At 57.5% G+C, this 16,723-nt stretch carries 14 protein-coding genes and 1 tRNA gene; 1 reads left to right on the top strand and 14 read right to left on the bottom strand.

Going from position 1 to position 16,723, the window contains the following annotated elements:
- Positions 1 to 133: 133 nt before the first annotated feature.
- From OZX70_RS01180 to OZX70_RS01120, 13 genes are all read right to left on the bottom strand, one after another.
- Positions 134 to 949, bottom strand: a complete 816-nt coding sequence (locus OZX70_RS01180; RefSeq protein ID WP_277181336.1) for a fumarylacetoacetate hydrolase family protein — start codon at positions 947 to 949, stop codon at positions 134 to 136.
- Positions 950 to 1,019: 70 nt separating this feature from the next.
- Complete coding sequence (locus tag OZX70_RS01175) at positions 1,020 to 1,355, bottom strand: acylphosphatase (RefSeq protein WP_277182058.1); 336 nt, start codon at positions 1,353 to 1,355, stop codon at positions 1,020 to 1,022.
- A gap of 49 nt (positions 1,356 to 1,404) precedes the next feature.
- Positions 1,405 to 2,259 carry a YggS family pyridoxal phosphate-dependent enzyme gene (locus OZX70_RS01170; protein ID WP_277182057.1) on the bottom strand — a complete coding sequence of 285 codons (855 nt, stop codon included), beginning with the start codon at positions 2,257 to 2,259 and terminating at the stop codon, positions 1,405 to 1,407.
- A gap of 177 nt (positions 2,260 to 2,436) precedes the next feature.
- Entirely contained in the window at positions 2,437 to 3,378 is a 942-nt protein-coding gene (gene trpA / locus OZX70_RS01165; RefSeq protein WP_277181335.1) for a tryptophan synthase subunit alpha, read from the bottom strand.
- Positions 3,371 to 4,570 (bottom strand): tryptophan synthase subunit beta, encoded by a 1,200-nt coding sequence (gene trpB / locus OZX70_RS01160; RefSeq protein ID WP_277181333.1) that lies wholly within the window; start codon positions 4,568 to 4,570, stop codon positions 3,371 to 3,373. The genes trpA and trpB overlap by 8 nt, the downstream gene beginning before the upstream one ends.
- Positions 4,571 to 4,697: 127 nt before the next feature.
- The gene (locus OZX70_RS01155) at positions 4,698 to 5,501 is read right to left on the bottom strand and encodes a phosphoribosylanthranilate isomerase (protein ID WP_277181330.1); all 804 of its coding nucleotides are present in this window, start codon (positions 5,499 to 5,501) and stop codon (positions 4,698 to 4,700) included.
- A gap of 11 nt (positions 5,502 to 5,512) precedes the next feature.
- A complete protein-coding gene (gene trpC / locus OZX70_RS01150; protein ID WP_277181328.1) occupies positions 5,513 to 6,367 on the bottom strand; it encodes an indole-3-glycerol phosphate synthase TrpC in 855 nt (284 codons plus the stop codon).
- Positions 6,368 to 6,662: 295 nt separating this feature from the next.
- Complete coding sequence (trpD, locus tag OZX70_RS01145) at positions 6,663 to 7,709, bottom strand: anthranilate phosphoribosyltransferase (RefSeq protein ID WP_277181325.1); 1,047 nt, start codon at positions 7,707 to 7,709, stop codon at positions 6,663 to 6,665.
- 131 nt (positions 7,710 to 7,840) lie between these two features.
- Entirely contained in the window at positions 7,841 to 8,440 is a 600-nt protein-coding gene (locus OZX70_RS01140) for an aminodeoxychorismate/anthranilate synthase component II (RefSeq protein WP_277181323.1), read from the bottom strand.
- Complete coding sequence (locus OZX70_RS01135; RefSeq protein WP_277181321.1) at positions 8,437 to 10,023, bottom strand: anthranilate synthase component I family protein; 1,587 nt, start codon at positions 10,021 to 10,023, stop codon at positions 8,437 to 8,439. The genes OZX70_RS01140 and OZX70_RS01135 overlap by 4 nt, the downstream gene beginning before the upstream one ends.
- Before the next feature lie 327 nt (positions 10,024 to 10,350).
- On the bottom strand, positions 10,351 to 11,754 hold the full coding sequence (locus OZX70_RS01130) for a glutamyl-Q tRNA(Asp) synthetase (RefSeq protein WP_277181319.1): 1,404 nt from the start codon (positions 11,752 to 11,754) through the stop codon (positions 10,351 to 10,353).
- Entirely contained in the window at positions 11,751 to 13,013 is a 1,263-nt protein-coding gene (locus OZX70_RS01125) for a DUF3152 domain-containing protein (protein ID WP_277181317.1), read from the bottom strand. Before OZX70_RS01125 ends, OZX70_RS01130 begins: the two co-directional genes overlap by 4 nt.
- Before the next feature lie 203 nt (positions 13,014 to 13,216).
- Positions 13,217 to 13,948, bottom strand: coding sequence for an MIP/aquaporin family protein (locus OZX70_RS01120; protein ID WP_277181315.1), 732 nt, complete (start codon positions 13,946 to 13,948; stop codon positions 13,217 to 13,219).
- 605 nt (positions 13,949 to 14,553) lie between these two features.
- Here OZX70_RS01120 and OZX70_RS01115 point away from each other — a divergent pair.
- Positions 14,554 to 14,627 (top strand) — tRNA-Lys (locus OZX70_RS01115).
- A gap of 44 nt (positions 14,628 to 14,671) precedes the next feature.
- Here the strand turns inward: OZX70_RS01115 and OZX70_RS01110 are convergent.
- Positions 14,672 to 16,303, bottom strand: a complete 1,632-nt coding sequence (locus tag OZX70_RS01110) for an MFS transporter (protein ID WP_277181313.1) — start codon at positions 16,301 to 16,303, stop codon at positions 14,672 to 14,674.
- Between the last annotated feature and the right edge of the window lie 420 nt (positions 16,304 to 16,723).

Here is a 16,723-nt window from a genome sequence, read left to right as displayed (position 1 = left end):
CAACTTTTAGATGTTATTGTCTAGTTCGGTGTTTATGTCAATTCACAAGCGAATAAAACGAACCGGCCAACGGCTTTGAATCCGTCAACCGGCCTGTTACGTTCTTATAGCTTTAGAACTATCGACTTGCGACTCAGCCCTTGACCACCACGTTGCGCAGGGAGCCGATGCCCTCGATGTTGACGATGGCTTCGTCGCGCGGCTTCAGCGTGCCGGAGGCATTGGGAGTGCCGGTCATGATGACGTCGCCCGGCAAGAGCGTCGCGAAGCTGGAAATCTCGGCGATCTGCTCGGGAATGGAATGAATCAGATCGGCGGTGGTGCCGGAAGCGGCAGGGACGTCCTCGCCGTTCAAAGTGAAGGAGATCTTCACGTCCTTCCAGTCGAGATCAGTCTCCACCCACGGACCGAGCGGGCAGGAGGTGTCGAAACCTTTGGCTCGCGTCCACATCGGGTCATTGCCCTGCAGATCGCGCAGCGTCACGTCGTTGACGCAGGTGAAACCGAGCACGTAATCCATGGCTTTCTCGACCGAAACATTCTTGGCGATGCGTCCCATGACCACGGCCACTTCCGGCTCGAAGTTCATATCGTTCGAAAAGTCCGGAATGACAATCGGATCGTCGGGGCCGATGACAGAGGTGGATGGCTTCATGAAAATGACCATCTCGCTCGGAGCATGCTCAGCGGCCGACTGACCTTTGGCGTGCATATATTCGGCGTGAGCCTCGTAATTCTTGGCCAAGCCGTAAACCTTAGACGGGATGACCGGAGCGAGCAGACGGATGCCCTCTTCGTCAATCAAGTGACGCTCGCCGGTAGGCTGCACCGGCTGGGAGCCGAAGGGATAGCCGTCAAGCTCGACGAGATAATCCTTCTTGTCGTTGCTGTCGGTCTGCACGAAGGCATAGTGCGGAACATCGTTATAGGAATAGCGTGCGATTCTCATGCCTTCAGCCTACGCCACTTCCCCGTCTTAGGTGCGCGAAAAGCCGAAATAAACCGGAAAATGCGTAATCTTAGATAGCGTCGCGGCGGACGCGGAATTCAAAGCTCTCGTTGTCGGAAAGCGGGATTTCCTTGGTTTCTACCTTGTCGACGTGTCCCCATTGCGGGCCATGGCCAAGCCGCTCGACGAACGCGCTGACAAGACTTTGCTCACCTTGCGCCTCAACTTCGACCGAGCCGTCGAGGCGGTTGCGTACCCAACCTGCCACGCCGCAGCGACGCGCCTCATTGACCGCGAAATACCGGTAGCCGACACCTTGCACCAAGCCGGTGACCACCGCTCGGACGCGGATGACGCGATTGTTGGCTTTGCCTTTGGTCTTGTTCCTGCCCGAGTTTCCCCTCATTTTTACTTGCTCTCTCATCGTCTTCCCCGAACGTTGAAAAATCAGTATTTCAGATAAACGCACGCTCGCCGAAAATCGCGGTGCCGACGCGCACGATGGTTGAGCCCTCAGCCACGGCGTAGTCCATATCGTGGGTCATGCCCATCGAAAGTTCGCGGCATTGTGCCGTTCCAGGCTCACCGGACTTCAAAATCGTGTCGCGGGTGCCACGCAGGTGCGCGAAGCCGTTGCGTATCGTCTTTTCGTCGTCGACGTGGGCACCGATGGTCATCAAACCTTGCAATTGCAAGCCTTCCATGGCGGCAATCCGATAGGCAAGATCCACAGCTTCGTCAGGTTCACAACCGGACTTCGAGGCCTCGCCGGATTCGTTGACTTCCATCAGCACCCCAACAACGATATGGCGTGCGACGGCGCGACGCGCGATTTTCTGCGCTTCGTCAAGCGAACCGACCGATTCGATGGTATCGACGTAGGGCAGCACCTTGCCGATTTTGTTGGATTGCAGCTGGCCGATGAGGTGGAACGGAATGTGGCCGTCCGGAGCGGTTTGAGATGCAGCAGAATCATTGGAACCATTGGCATTCTGCGAGTTCGCCGCAGCACCCAACGAGAAACCGCGCTGCGCACACTGCCGAATCAAACCTTCGGCCTTGGCCGAAATTTCCTGCGGACGATTCTCGCCGATCATACGAACGCCGGCATCGATGGCGGCCATGATCTCGCCGACATCACGCGTCTTAGTGGCCGCGAGCAGCTTCACTGATCCTGTTTCACGCCCTGACGCGGCCTCGGCTTTGGCGATATCGTCCAACACTCGATGCACGGCGTCCGTGATTTCTTTCGTTCGCGCCTCGTCAATGACCTCGTTGGCGAGATCCTTGTGATCCATATAAGCAGTCATCATTCCCCGCTTCCCACTCGATTATCCGCCTCCATATTATGCATGCCTATGTCATCGTGCAGCAATATCGGTAAATGATGAACTTTGGAATAACGCAAATCGCGGGTACACTGTCCAATGACGAATGTACCCGCGATTTCTTACTTACTAATTACTAATAATTATCGTCTAAGCAAGTCAGTTCAGCCCGTGAACTGCTTCAGCCAGCGAACGGACGTAATCGGTGACATATGGGACCGCATCCTCGCCGTACTTGCCGACCATGCGCACGATGGCCGAACCGACGATGGCACCGTCCGAATCGGCGGCCATTTTCGCGGCCTGCTCGGGAGTGGAGATGCCGAAACCGATGGCGGCGGGCACGTCGGTGGCGGCACGCACCTCGCGCACCATCCCGGCCACATCGCTGGTGATTTCCTTGCGAACGCCGGTGACACCAAGCGAGCTCACGCAGTAAATGAAGCCCTTGGCGTCGGAGGCGATGCTGCGGATGCGCTCGTGCGAGGTCGGCGCGATGAGGCTGACCAAATCAAGACCTTCGGCTGCCAGCGGTTCGTCGAATTCGGGTTTCTCCTCATGCGGAACGTCCGGCAGAATCACGCCGTCGAGCCCGACTTCGGCTGCACGGCGTGCGAAACGTTCGAGACCGTAGGAATAGAGCACGTTGGAATAGGTCATGAAGACCATCGGCGTCTCGATCTTGTGTTCGCCCCGCAAACGCTCGACCAGTGCGAAAGCGTCGTCGGTGGTCGTCCCGGCTGAAAGCGCGCGGTTGCTCGCTTCCTGGATGACCGGGCCTTCGGCCGTCGGGTCAGAGAAGGGAACACCCAGTTCAATGAGGTCGGCACCGGCGTCGATCATGGCCGGAACCAGCTTCTCGGTCAGGGCAATCGAGGGATCGCCGATTGTGACAAACGGGATAAAGGCCTTGCGGCGGCTGCCGTCAGGAGCCGTGAACGCCTGCGCAATACGCGAAGTGCGAGGCGCGACCGGCTGCTGCTGCGAATCCTGCGGACCCTGCGCGTCGTGGTCGTTATCGGCGAACAAACGCGCCTCGGTGGCCGCGGCACGAGTATACGCATCGTCAAAATACTTCTGGTCAACATTGTTGTCAGTCATGAAGATCCTCCCCACGGTAGCGGGCGATGGCCGCCACGTCCTTGTCGCCACGTCCGGAAAGGGTGACGATGATACTTTGGTCCTTTGGCAACGTCGGCGCGAGTTTCATGGCGTAGGCCACAGCGTGTGCGCTTTCGATGGCCGGAATGATGCCCTCGGTGCGGCTGAGATATTCGAAGGCGTCGACGGCCTCGTCGTCAGTAATGGCGACATATTGGGCACGTCCGGCATCCTTCAGCGCGGCATGCTCGGGGCCGACGCCCGGGTAATCGAGACCGGCGGAAATCGTATAGACCGGTGCGATCTGGCCGTATTCGTTCTGGCAGAAGTAGCTCTTCATGCCATGGAAGATGCCGAGCGAGCCGGTGTTCATGGTGGCGGCGGTGCGGTCGGTGTCGATGCCGCGCCCTGCTGCCTCGCAGCCGATGAGCTTGACATCCTTATCGCCGATGAAGTTGTAGAAGCTGCCGATGGCATTGGAGCCGCCTCCAACACACGCGATCACCGCGGCGGGCAGCTTACCTTCGTCTTCGAGAATCTGCTCTCGTGCCTCCTTGGAAATGACGGATTGGAAATCACGCACCATCGTCGGGAAGGGATGCGGGCCCATGCACGAGCCGAGGCAATAGTGGGTGTCGGAAATACGGCGCGTCCATTCGCGGAAGGTCTCGGAAACCGCGTCTTTCAAGGTGCCAGTGCCGCTGGTGACGCCGCGCACTTCCGCACCCAAGAGCCGCATGCGGTAAACGTTCAGCGCCTGACGTTCCATATCGACCTGGCCCATGTAGACCACGCATTCCATGCCGAAAAGTGCCGCGACGGTGGCCGTGGCCACGCCGTGCTGGCCTGCGCCGGTTTCCGCGATTAGGCGGGTCTTGCCCATGCGCTTGGCGAGCAGCGCCTGGCCGAGCACGTTGTTGATCTTGTGCGCGCCGGTATGGTTCAGGTCTTCGCGCTTGAGATAGATCTTGGCACCACCGAGATCCTTGGTCATGTTCTCTGCGTAATACAGCAGCGACGGACGGCCGGCGTACTTCTTCTCGAGGTCGTCGAGCTCGGCGAGGAAGTCCGGATCATTTTTGTAATGGTTGTAGGCCTCCTCCAGCTCGTTGACGGCGCCCATCAGCGTCTCCGGGATATACTGGCCCCCGTGGATGCCGAAGCGCCCTTTTGAATTGGGCGAATTGGTCATGATTTGCTCCTTAATATATACAGCTGGTTTTTTATTGATTACGTTGTTGATATCGTTGATAGTAGCCAGATTTGGCGGCTAAAGCATCGAAACGTCTATCCTGTAAACCTTGTTGCCGAATTACGCATTACCATCGATCACCGGCTTCCGCATTCTTCGAAACGTCTCGCACGGCTTTAACCGCGGCGAACATTTTGCTTGGGTCCTTGAGACGGTCGGTTTCGACGCCCGAGCTCATATCGACGCCGAACGGATGCGTCGTGAGGATGGCTTCGGCCACATTGTCCGGAGTGAGGCCACCGGCCAGCATGAACGGACGATTGACATCACGAACGAGTGACCAGTCGAAGGTCTTGCCATCGCCCGCTCCCGCGTCGAGCAGCACCATGTCGGCCGACGACTCCAGGGCCCGAGCGACGTCCATCGCCTCGCGCACCTTGAAGGCCTGCATGATCGGCAGGGTTAGCAGCTCGCGCAGTTCGGCCAGATAATCCTCATCTTCGTGGCCGTGCAGCTGAACCGCATCAAGGCCGGCGTCCTGCGCGACGGCGGCCACGCGTTCAGCCGGTTGGTCGACGAACACTCCTACCGCGGCCGGCGGCTTTACCCCGGTTTCGTCGGCTTTAGCCTTCATGTACCTGACCAGTCCGGCCACTCGCTCTGGGGTGATTGAACGGTGCGATTTCGGGAAATCGATAATGAATCCAACGGCATCGGTACCGGTTGCGAGGGCAGCGTCCATATCCTGCTCACGTTTCAGCCCACACAGCTTGACCTTATAGGCGTCCGCGGCATCAACATTTACATCGCCTTTATTAGAAGACTCACGCTCTTCAATCGCATTACAAATACTTGCGTCGTCTTCAAACGGTACGTCGATATCGTGCAATTCCTCAAACGCAGGTCGAGTCGATGCTGTCGAATTATCCATCGTTGTGCCTCTTACTTTTCCGCAGCAGACGTTGGCTTATTGACCAGGCCGCCACGAAGTTCCGCGAGCGCCGCGGCCTTGTCCGGCGCACGCATCAGCGTCTCTCCGATCAGCACCGCGTCCACGTTTGCTTCCTCGAGCCTCGCCACATCGGCACGGGTGTATACGCCAGACTCCGAAACGAAGACACGGTCCGGGCCGACAGTCGGGCGCAGACGCAGGCTGCGTTCGAAATCCACCTCGAAATTGCGCAGGTCACGGTTGTTGACACCGATGATTCCGGCGCCGGCAGCCATAGCACGCGGCACCTCGTCCGGCTGATAAGCTTCCACCAGCGCGCTCATGCCGAGCTCGTGCGCGAGCGCGACGTAATCGGCAATCTGTCGGTCGTCAAGAATCGAGCAGATGAGCAGAACGGCCGAAGCACCACAAGCCCGGGCTTGATAAATCATGTACTCGTCGATGATGAAATCCTTGCGCAGCACCGGAATGCTGACCGCCGCCGCGACCTGCCGCATATGCTCGTCGGAACCTTTGAACCACGTCGGCTCGGTCAGGCAGCTGATGGCCGCCGCCCCGGCCTTTTCGTAGTCGCGGGCGATGCTGAGGTAGGGATAGTCCGGCGCGATCAGGCCTTTGCTGGGCGAGGCACGCTTGAGCTCGCAGATGAAGCTCATTCCCGGAGCCTTCAACGCCCGCTCGAACGGAAACGCCGCGTCGCCGGTCTCCCCCGCCGCAACCTTTTGTGCGGCGACTTCACGGGCTTGCGCCTCCACCACGCCCTGCGGGGTTTGCGCCTTCTCTTCGGCCACACGCTCGCGGGTTTTCGCGGCGATGCGCTGCAGGATATTCTCGGAATCAGCCATTACCTTTGCACCTTCTTATCATTGATATCAACGTCCATACACTTACGAAACAACGGCATACATCCATCGGAGCCACTACCGAATCGCCATCAATGGCCACTTTCTAGCATCCGCTATAAGTTGTGCTAAAAACCGGACACTGATGAATCCCCAGCAACCCATTTCTTGCACAAGACGCCCGAAATGCAAGAAACAGGACACTGACAACCGCTCAGCGGCCGTTTTCTTGCTTCTCAGCGTCCCAATGCAAGAAATCGGACGCCAACAGTTGCCCGAAGAACCCTCAGCCCCTTACTTACTTATCTGCGTCGGCCTTGGCAAACGCCTGCGAACCGGCGACGAACGCCTCAAGCGTCTTCATCGCCGCACCGGAGGCGATCTGCTCGCGGGCCAGTTCCACGCCCTCGCCAATCGACGAGGCGACCCCAGAAACGTAGAGCGCACAGGCGGCGTTGAACAGCGCGGCTTCCAGCTTTGGTCCGGTCTCCTTGCCGCCCAGAATGGCGCGGGTGATAGCTGCGTTCTCCGAAGGTGTGCCGCCAAGCAGGTCCTTCTTGGTGCAACGCGTGAGGCCGAATTCCTCAGGCGTCAGCGTCATCGGATGATATTCACCGTCGCGCAGCTCGCAGGCGGCGGTTTCGGCGGAAAGCGAGACCTCGTCCATCTTGTCGCGGCCGTAGACGACCAGCGCACGCTTGACGCCAAGGCTTTCGAGCACGTGGGCGATGGGCTCCACAAGGTATTCGTCGTAGACGCCGAGCAGGAAGTACTCGGGGCGGGCGGGGTTCGTCAGCGGCCCGAGGATGTTGAAGACGGTGCGGAAGCCGAGCTCCTTGCGGATCGGACCGACGTAGCGCATCGCGGTGTGGTAGCGCTGGGCGAAGAGGAAGGTGAAGTTGTCGGCCTTGAGCAGGTCGAGCGCTTCATCGGGCGACAGCGAGATGTTCGCGCCGAGAGCTTCGAGGCAATCGGCGGTGCCGCACTGCGAGCTGGCCGCGCGGTTGCCGTGCTTGCTCACGTGGGCTCCGGCCGCCGCGGAGATCAGCGCCGCGGTGGTGGAGATGTTGAAGGTGTTCGCGCCGTCGCCGCCGGTGCCAACGATGTCGATGGTTTCGATGCCAGGGTGCGGCACCGGGGTGGCCAGTTCGCGCATGGCCGCCGCGCAGCCCGCGATCTCGTCGATGGTCTCGGCCTCGGCCGACTTGGTGGAAAGCGCCGCAAGGAAGGCCGCGTTCTGGGTCGGCGTCGATTTGCCGCCCATGATCTCCTTCATGGCCTGGTAGGCCTCGTCGTAGGTGAGGTCGTGCTTGTTGACGATTTTGACGATTGCTTCACTGATCATGTTGATTACTTCCTTGTGATTGATTTACTTACTTATTGGTTTATTGATTAATGACTATCGATATCGCTGAGCGAACCATTGATATTCCGCTTGCCGAACCTGCACATCTAGCTTATCGGTTCAACAGCCGCTCACCGACGCTTGCCCGCCCGCCATCGGTCGACCACGTCGATGAAATTCCTGAGTATCTGCTTGCCCTGCGGCGTCAGGATGCTTTCTGGGTGGAACTGGACGCCGAACATCGGATCGGTGACGTGTTGGACGGCCATGATTTCGTCGGAATCGGCAGTGTGGGCGACGACGCGTAACGTAGAGGGCAGCGTGGCTTTGTCGGCTTCCAGCGAGTGGTACCGCGCAGCCTGAATTCGCGCAGGCATCCCGGCGAAAAGGGGGCAATCGTTGTCAAGTTCGACCGGTGAGGCCTTGCCGTGCATGAGTTCGGCGGCGGGAACGACCTTGCCGCCCAGCGCCTCGCAGATGGCTTGATGGCCGAGGCAGACGCCCAAGATCGGCAGCGTTCCGGAAAGTTCGCGGACCACGTCCTCGCAGATTCCTGCGTCGGCGGGCTTGCCCGGCCCCGGCGAAAGCACAATGCCATCGGAACCAAGCGCCGCAAGACCGGCGACGTCGAGGTCGTCGTTGCGCACCACGTTGACGTCCGGTTCGATGGAGCCGATGAGCTGGTAAAGGTTGTAGGAGAAACTGTCGTAGTTGTCGACGATGGTAATCATGCGATGCCTCCGTTCGCTTGATTGATGGCGTCCACGACGGCGAGCGCCTTGTTGCGGCATTCCTCGAATTCCTTGTCGGGGTTGGAATCGGCGACGATGCCTGCGCCGGATTGCACGCAGACCTTGCCATTGTGTTTGAAGGCCAGGCGGATGCCGATGCACGTGTCTAGGTTGCCGGAGAAGTCGAGGTAGCCGATGGCTCCGCCGTAGATGTCGCGCGGGGAATCCTCAAGTTCCGAAATAATCTGGCAGGCGCGGATTTTCGGCGCTCCGGAAAGTGTGCCGGCCGGCAGTACTGCATCGATGACATCCAGCGCATCCTTGTCGTCGGCAAGCTGACCGGCGACCGTGGAACCAATATGCATGACATGCGAGAATCGCAGGATATCGTGCAGCCGTTCGACTTCGACGCTGCCGAGCTTGGAAACGCGGCCGATGTCATTGCGTCCGAGGTCGACGAGCATGTTGTGTTCGGCCAGTTCCTTTTCGTCGCTCAGAAGGTCCTGTTCGATGAGCTTGTCCTCTTCCGGCGTCGCGCCGCGCGGGCGGGTTCCGGCGAGTGGATACGTCAGGAGCTTGCCGTCTTCGAGCCGTACCAGCGTCTCGGGCGAGGCGGCGGCGATTTCGATGTCATCGCTGGACATGAAGACCATGTAGGGGCTGGGGTTTTCGGCGCGCATCAGGCGATAGGCGTCGAACAGGCTTCCGGAAGCCGAAGCGACGCTGGGGTTGGATAGCACGACCTGGAAGATGTCGCCGGCGTAGATGTGTTCCTTGGCCTTGTTGATCATCGATCCATATTGTTCGCGGTTAAGCGTCAGTTCCAGCTCGCCGTCAAGTTCCAGCGGCTTGAAGTCATAGCGCTTGCCGTGATCCAAGATTTGCTGCATTTCCTCGATTTGGCCCACCGCGCGTTCGTAGGAGGCGTCCACATCGCTGGTGTCGACGCCGGCGATGAGCTGCAGACGCTGGCGGTAGGAATCGAAGGAAATGAGCTGGTCGAAGAGCATCAGATCGACATCGGGCAGCGCCTTCGGATCGCGGGTTTCCTGCCGCAATGTCGGCTCGGCGTATGCAAAATAACCAAAGGAGAAATAGCCGACCAGGCCACCGGCAAAGGGCGGAAAGCCTTCAAGTCGCGGGCTGGAATACTGGGCGAGCACTTTGCGTATGGCGTTGCTCGGGTGGTCGACGTGTTTGTGTTCGACCACAACGTCATCGGCGTTCGATCCAGCGGGAGCGACGCGCTTGATGGTCAAGTCTCCAGCCTTGCAGGTCAGTTCCAGCGTCGGCGCGAATCCTAGGAAGCTGTAGCGTCCCATACGCTGGTCGGCTTCAGCACTTTCCAGAAGGAAGCAGTGATTGGAAGCGGCACGTACCCGGCGCATGACCTCGATGGTGGTCAGGCGGTCGGCAAGCAGTTCGCGCATCACCGGGATACGGTGGTATTTGCCGGATTTAGCAAGTTCACGAACTTCGTCAAGCGCCGGCGTAATACCCGAGTACCGGCTTTCGTCCGCAGCGCCGCGAATGGCAGCATTGCCGTCCGAGCCTACTGTAGCATCCGCACTCATGGTCACCATGGGCACCTCCTCAAGGCCTTCGCCTCATTTTGGGACTAAAAAAGCCCGTCCCAGCTGTCAATTACAGCCAAGGACGAGCAAATAGCCCGCGGTGCCACCTTGGTTCACGGTTTCCCGTGCCCTTTCAGACGCCAACACGTCTGAAGCAACTGACGTATGCTTTACGTCGCAGCCTCATAGTCGAAATCATCCGGCCAATCGGTGCGCCCTCAGCGGCCCACTCAACGGTTCGCATCTCGTCCCGGCTCTCACCATCCCGGGCTCGCTCATCGCGCGTTTCCGTCTACTTCCCCGCTTCATCGGTTTATAGTGTTCAATTATTGGCTCTTACGCTACACTTCCGCTTTTGTGCCTGTCAAATTCGTTTGCCCAATTCGCCGCAAGAATACGGTCGGATTTGTCCGCATGAACATCACGCCAAGTGAAGCATTGCAAGGCCTCTCGGGCACTCATGACGACCGGTTCGGAAGCGTCCGGCATGTGGACACGTTGCGGAGCGCGGATGCCAAGCAACCACGCACAATACCCTATAATTTGCTCTGGCTTGACCCCAGCCGCCCGCAAAGTGCCGATATCAAGCGAACGCTTGCGTTTGGCCAAGCGAACGCCGGTTGGGTCATCGATCAGCGGGAGGTGCGCATAGGCTGGGCATCCCGCCGTCGAGCCAGCCTTACACGTCTTGAAATCATTGGGTTTTGAAGCGTTACGATTATCTACAAATTGAGTATTATCCAATTGTAAAGTATTACAATTATTGCTTTCATTCGAATCATGCTTGACAGCAATTCCGTATTTTGCGGGGAAACCGGACGCAACCAACGCCCTGCGAATCCAAATCTGCAGTGCCGTGGAACGCAGCAAATCGCGACCGCGAACGATGTCATTGACCCCCATCAACAGGTCGTCAACCACTACTGCCAGCTGGTAGGAGAAGATGCCATCGGAACGACGAATCACAGTGTCGCCGACCCGACGAGGCAAATCGAAACGTTGCCTGCCGAATATGCGGTCATCAAAGGTGACGATGCTTTCAGGCGCGCCTTCTTCGGGCACTGCTATACGCCACGAATGACGCTTGCCGGCCTCAAGCCGCGAGTACACTTCGTCGGGATGTTCGGTCAAGAGATTCCGACACGTCCCGGGATAAATCAAGAACCGGTCACCCTCCTGCGGCGCCAATGCTGCGCGCAAATCGGCTCGCGAGCAGAAACACGGATAGACCAACGGGAAATCACCAGAGGCCAACGGACCATCCAAAACCGAATCTTTACCAGAATACGAACATTCAGCACCGTCTTGCACAACCTTGCCTTGCAAGCGATCCCGTCTATTCGACACATCACCGGAACCATCAAAATCGCACGTCGAAAAATTCTGTGAACCCGCATGAGCCACATCCATCGAAACGACATCTCCCAAATCCACCGATTTCAGCGAGCGCAACGCTTCCTCGTAGATCTCCGTGCGCTGCGACTGGTAGACCGGTTCACCGTCCCAGTCGAGCCCGAGCCAATGCAGATCGTCCATGATCCATTTGTCGGCGTCCTTCACTGCTCGCGGCCCGTCAACGTCCTCGATGCGCAGCAGGACTTTGCCTTGTTGCCCTTGAGCACCATTTTCAGAACCATCCCCGGCATGCGCCGAAAGCCACGCGGCCAGCATCGCGTAGATGTTGCCGATGTGCATGCGACCGGAAGGAGTAGGTGCGAAACGGCCAACCCGCCCGCTCATTGAATCCAGAGCTCGGAATCCGTGGGCCACTCGTTGGGAATGCATCCGCGCAGGCTCATCGACTGCTCCTGCATCAGTGGCGCCGGGGCTTGGGGCGCGGGGCAGGAGGGTTCGTTGTCGATGTGGCCGAGACGATGACCGACCTCGTGGTTGATGACCATGATGCGGTAGCGACTAAGCGACATTCCGGCCTTCAGCATCTGCGTGGTGGCACCGTTCCAGCGATCCTCGTTGATGATGACGTTGTCTCCCACGCGGCAGCTGTATTCGTCGGAGCAATCGCCCGAGAACGATGTCATCAGAGATGGCTGCGAAAGATAAATGACGAAATCGCAATTGCTGGAATCGCTGCTATACGTAAAAGTCGCACCGGCACGCGGCCAACCGCGCGGGTCGTTCAGCGTGCGGAAAATGCTGTTTTCGAATTCCCTCTGTACCTTCGATCCGCCCACATCACCCTTGGTGCTGACGCAGTAGGAATACTGGTGTGCCGGCTTGCCGCTTGCAGCCACCGTCGCCTGCGCCTTGGCAAGCATCGTGGCACGCGCCTGGTCGCTCAGCGGTTCTTGCAACTTCACTTCGGCCTGGTTCGGCTTGGGGGGCTTGCTCTTGCTGCCGGACTTCCGGGAACCCCGTTGCTGGGAAGCTTGGGAAGAACCTTGATAAGCAGAGGAATCGTGACGATGACCAATGGCCGAAATCGCCGCCCTGCAGCCGAAAACAATGGCGATGACCACTACCAAAGCCACGACCAAAACGGCAATGCGACGCACCAGATAGACGGATTTCGCCACCGGCCTCGAGTTTGTTCTGGTCGATTTTCTTGCGTAACTCTTTTGCGCGGAGCTTTCATCGGTTTCGGATCCAAGCACCGAACCGATGAAACCTTGCGATATCTCGGAAATGCCAAATTCACTGTCGACGTCAGGATTACGAACATTTTGCGACGCCTTCCGCCGCCGGGACGAAGTGTTTTTGCCAGCCGAGCCAACCGAACTGCTTGGCCTGCCTAAGCTGCCCGCATTCTTTGACCCACGCAATCCCAAAAAATCACGGACGGTATGGAAGCCACGTCGCACAGCATGGTTAAATCCACGAATCGCAGCAAGCAGAACCCTGCCAAGCCAACGCGCACAGGTTTGAATTCCCTTGGAGACTTTCCTGGCAATCACGGATGCCTGAGCAGCAGACGTCGCTGACTTGCCTTTCGGCCCCTTACCTCGCGGGAATCCCGAGTCCGTCGGTCGCTTACGTGTCACGTCTTCTCCCCGCTCAGGTTTCAATGGTTACGGGGACAATAATAGATATTCTTCATGACGAAGGAAAATCCCATATCGCTGATTTTCGTTATTCTAGATAATTCGCGCAAAATATAAAAAATAAAAGTGACGCGACCTGCCAAATCGCAGACCGCGCCACCACTGTTGGGTTATGAGAAACGTAGTTTTACGACTTTGACCGATCAGCCGAAGCAGACCTTGAAAATCCACGCACCGATGATAGCGCCGATAATCGGGGCCACGACCGGAATCCAAGCCTCACCCCAGCGAGAGCCACCCTTGTTCGGGATGGGAAGGATCCAGTGCAGGAAGCGGGGCACGAGGTCACGGGCCGGGTTGAGGCCGGGACCGGTGGAGCCGCCCATGGAGGTCACCAGGCCCCAGACGATGAGACCGACGACGATGGCCGCGGCGGCCGGGTCCTTCTTGCCCCAAGGCAGGGAGAGCATGCAGAGGGCGCCGAGCACGAGGACGAGGGTGCCCAGAAGCTCGTTGGCGAAGTAGACGACTTTGTTGCCAGTGGCTTCGGTGGTGCTGAAGGTCGCGAAAATAGCGTCAGGACTGGTCTCCATCTTGTAATACGGAAGGTAGGTGAAGTAGATGACGAGTTGGCCGACCGCCGCACCCAGAAGCTGGGCGACTATATAGGGCATGACTTCGGACCACGGGAAGAGCCCGTTGACCGCCTGGCCGATGGTCATCGCGGGGTTGATATGCGCGCCGGAGACCGAGCCGATCATCATCACCGGGAACATGACGCCGAAACCATAGCCCATCGCTATGTTGAGCCAGCCGGTGCCGTGGCCTTTCGTCCCCTTGAGTTCGGTATTGGCGACCGCGCCGTTTCCGAATATCATCAGGAAGGCGGTGCCGATGAATTCGGCAGCCAGCTTTGCACTAAGTGAGAATTCCATTATTCTTCCTTCTCGAATGTACGACGAACGGCACCTTCACACAGCCATGTGGTTCAGGCACAGAACATCTATCGTTCTTAGTCATGTCTCGAAAATGATATGTTCGAAACGTTGAACTTATCCATATTCGATAAGAAGAAGTGTAACTCACTGAATGATAAAGACATTCCGATTTTGATTATTTCTTATTTTTCGATAGATTTTGTTACGGAAATCACTTTTTTAACTCAATGATTGTCTGATTTTTGACCTAAAAAACAGCTATATGCCGCCAATAAAACCAGCTTAGGAAATTCCGGTTCCATCAGCTATCTTCGATAATCCAGAAAAAACTAGAAGCCGCCTAAAGTACACAAGACTCTCTACTCACCAAAAAATTATCCACCACTAAAACAATTGAACAAATCTCGGCAAACGTTTTTATAAGTGATGATGAAGCATTATCGGGAACCAATACTGCCACCAAGCGCCAAAACCGAATACCCACGGTTCGAAGAATGGCAGCCAACGCCGCGAACGCGTCTGGCAATAGGCGACACACCGCCTTGCACAATATCTAAAGCGTATGTATACTGTTCTCTTGGCTCTTGTAGTTTAAGACCAGCGCCCCTATAGCTCAGCTGGTTAGAGCAGCTGACTCTTAATCAGCGTGTCCGGGGTTCGAATCCCCGTGGGGGCACAGATAACATCCGCAGAATCGCAAGGTTCTGCGGATTTTTGGTTTCACCGCCCGTAAGGCTGTCCAGTCAGGTCCTCTAACGTGGCGCGAACCGTCGGATCGACATCGTGCGGGTCTCCGCCGGAAGCAACTCGAGCGGACTCGGCCAAAGCGATGCCATCCGTGTGCTTATCGAGGTTGAAACGGCGCACGACGATCATACAGATGACGATAGAGAGCGCATACCAGCCAATCATCAAGGCTCCCAAGCCATTGCACGCCAACGTCGTCTGCACGCGACGCGAGGAATCGAAGTCGACAAATCCGAGCACGGCTCCCACGGCTATCGCAGAAAATCCTGAAGCCAGCTGACGGAACCCGGCCTGTATGCCGCTGAAAGTCGAAGCACGGTATTTGCCGGAAACGACCTGATCGACGTCGGCGATGAACGGAAAGACCGCCCACGGCAGGTAGCCTGAAGGCGCCTTGACGATGAAGAAGAACAGCGCGCCCGCAACCGCGAACACCGTCCACCACGGCTCCGGCAATTCGCCAGCCAAACGCCAGGCCGCGAAGATCCAAATCAGGCCAATGATGCTCGCGGCGAAGCTGCCCTGATACATGCGTTTCGGGCCAATCTTGGTCATGGCCACGCCAAACAACGGTGTCAGCGGCACGGTGATGATGCCAGAGCTCAGAAGCAGCGAGGCGAATGCGGCAGACTTGTTCCAGTCGTAGATGACGAAGAACACGAAGGTCTGGCTGAACACGTCGCCGGCGGTGAGCATGAGCAGGTAGAGCGCCAAATGGCGGCGGAAAATTGCGATACGCAACGTGCTGGCATATTCGCGGAACATGACGGCAAGGCGATGTCGCCAGAGCTTGACTTCGTCATGAATCGAGAGATGGCTCTCCTCGTTCCCACGTCTTGCAGAACTATTAGCCTCGGCATACTGTCCGAATCCCGCTTCTTCGGGCGACATCTCCCACGTACTCTTCCAGCAGACGAAAACAGCAAGGGCAAAGCAAATCGTGATGGCAATAGTGAAAATCATGTAGCCCAGCGGCCGGTGCTCGCCGAATATCGAAAGAGTGCCTCCCCCGATCAGCAGAATCAGCGTGCCGGAAGCCCCGGAAATCAGCAGACGGACCGTCGAAAGCTTGGTGCGGTCATCGAAACCATACGCCATTTCGCCGGGCAGCGTGTTGTAGGCCGAAGCGAAAAGCTGGGCGACGGTGACCCACATGATATAAACCAGAAAATAGAGCGCGAAGGGCAGGCCTGGAATCCAAAGGAGGATACCGACCAAAATAAGCGGTGGCACCACCATCAGCAGCAAATGGCGGCGACCAAAACGACGACCAATTGGGAAGCGATAAAGATTATCGCCGAGGATACCAAACGAAAGTGCCGCGACACCGCTGATGATGGCGCTCAAGCCGACCACTGCTTGCGCCACGGAGATGGACATGCCGTAAAAACGAGTCCAGAACAGAACCAGGTAGGTGCCGATAAGTGTGAGCTGGCCGCCGCCGTAGATGTCGCCGATGCCGTAACCAACGGCGTTGCCGAGCGTAATCGGGTCGTGACGGGAGTGGCGGTGCGGATGACGACGCGGGCGAGGTTTTATTTTCGTATCATTATTTTGGTCAGGATGCGTTCGCGCCGACGGAGTTTGCGTAAATTGCGATTGCACAGATTGTATTCCTGCAGATTGTGATCGCTGAGGTCGCGTCTGGTTGTCTCCTCGTTGAGACCGAATCAAGCTCGCACGCTCCTCGTATCGGATGTCGTAAACAGTCAGTATTTATCATAGACAAAACGCATCGCAACGCGCGGTGGCAAGCAATATTTTCCGTGATTCGGACGGCAAAAAATGGCGACACTACGCTGGCCGATAACGCAGCTTAAGCCTAAAACGCAACACAAAAATAGGACGCAGGCGGCAACCCGACAGAAACTCGTGAGCCCAATCACAAGAAACCGTTTAGATTACCGCCTGTGTGCCATTTTGCGTTATAGTCCGTTCCATACCGCTTATATGCTCTATGGTTGCGCACTATATCAAACGTGTGCCATGCCGCTTAGGTGCTATACAACTTACGTATTACTTCCT

This window comes from Bifidobacterium sp. ESL0732 (assembly GCF_029395535.1).
Classification (GTDB): domain Bacteria; phylum Actinomycetota; class Actinomycetes; order Actinomycetales; family Bifidobacteriaceae; genus Bifidobacterium.
The sequence above is the reverse complement of the archived record's forward strand: the minus strand, read 5'-3'. Positions and strand labels throughout refer to the sequence as shown.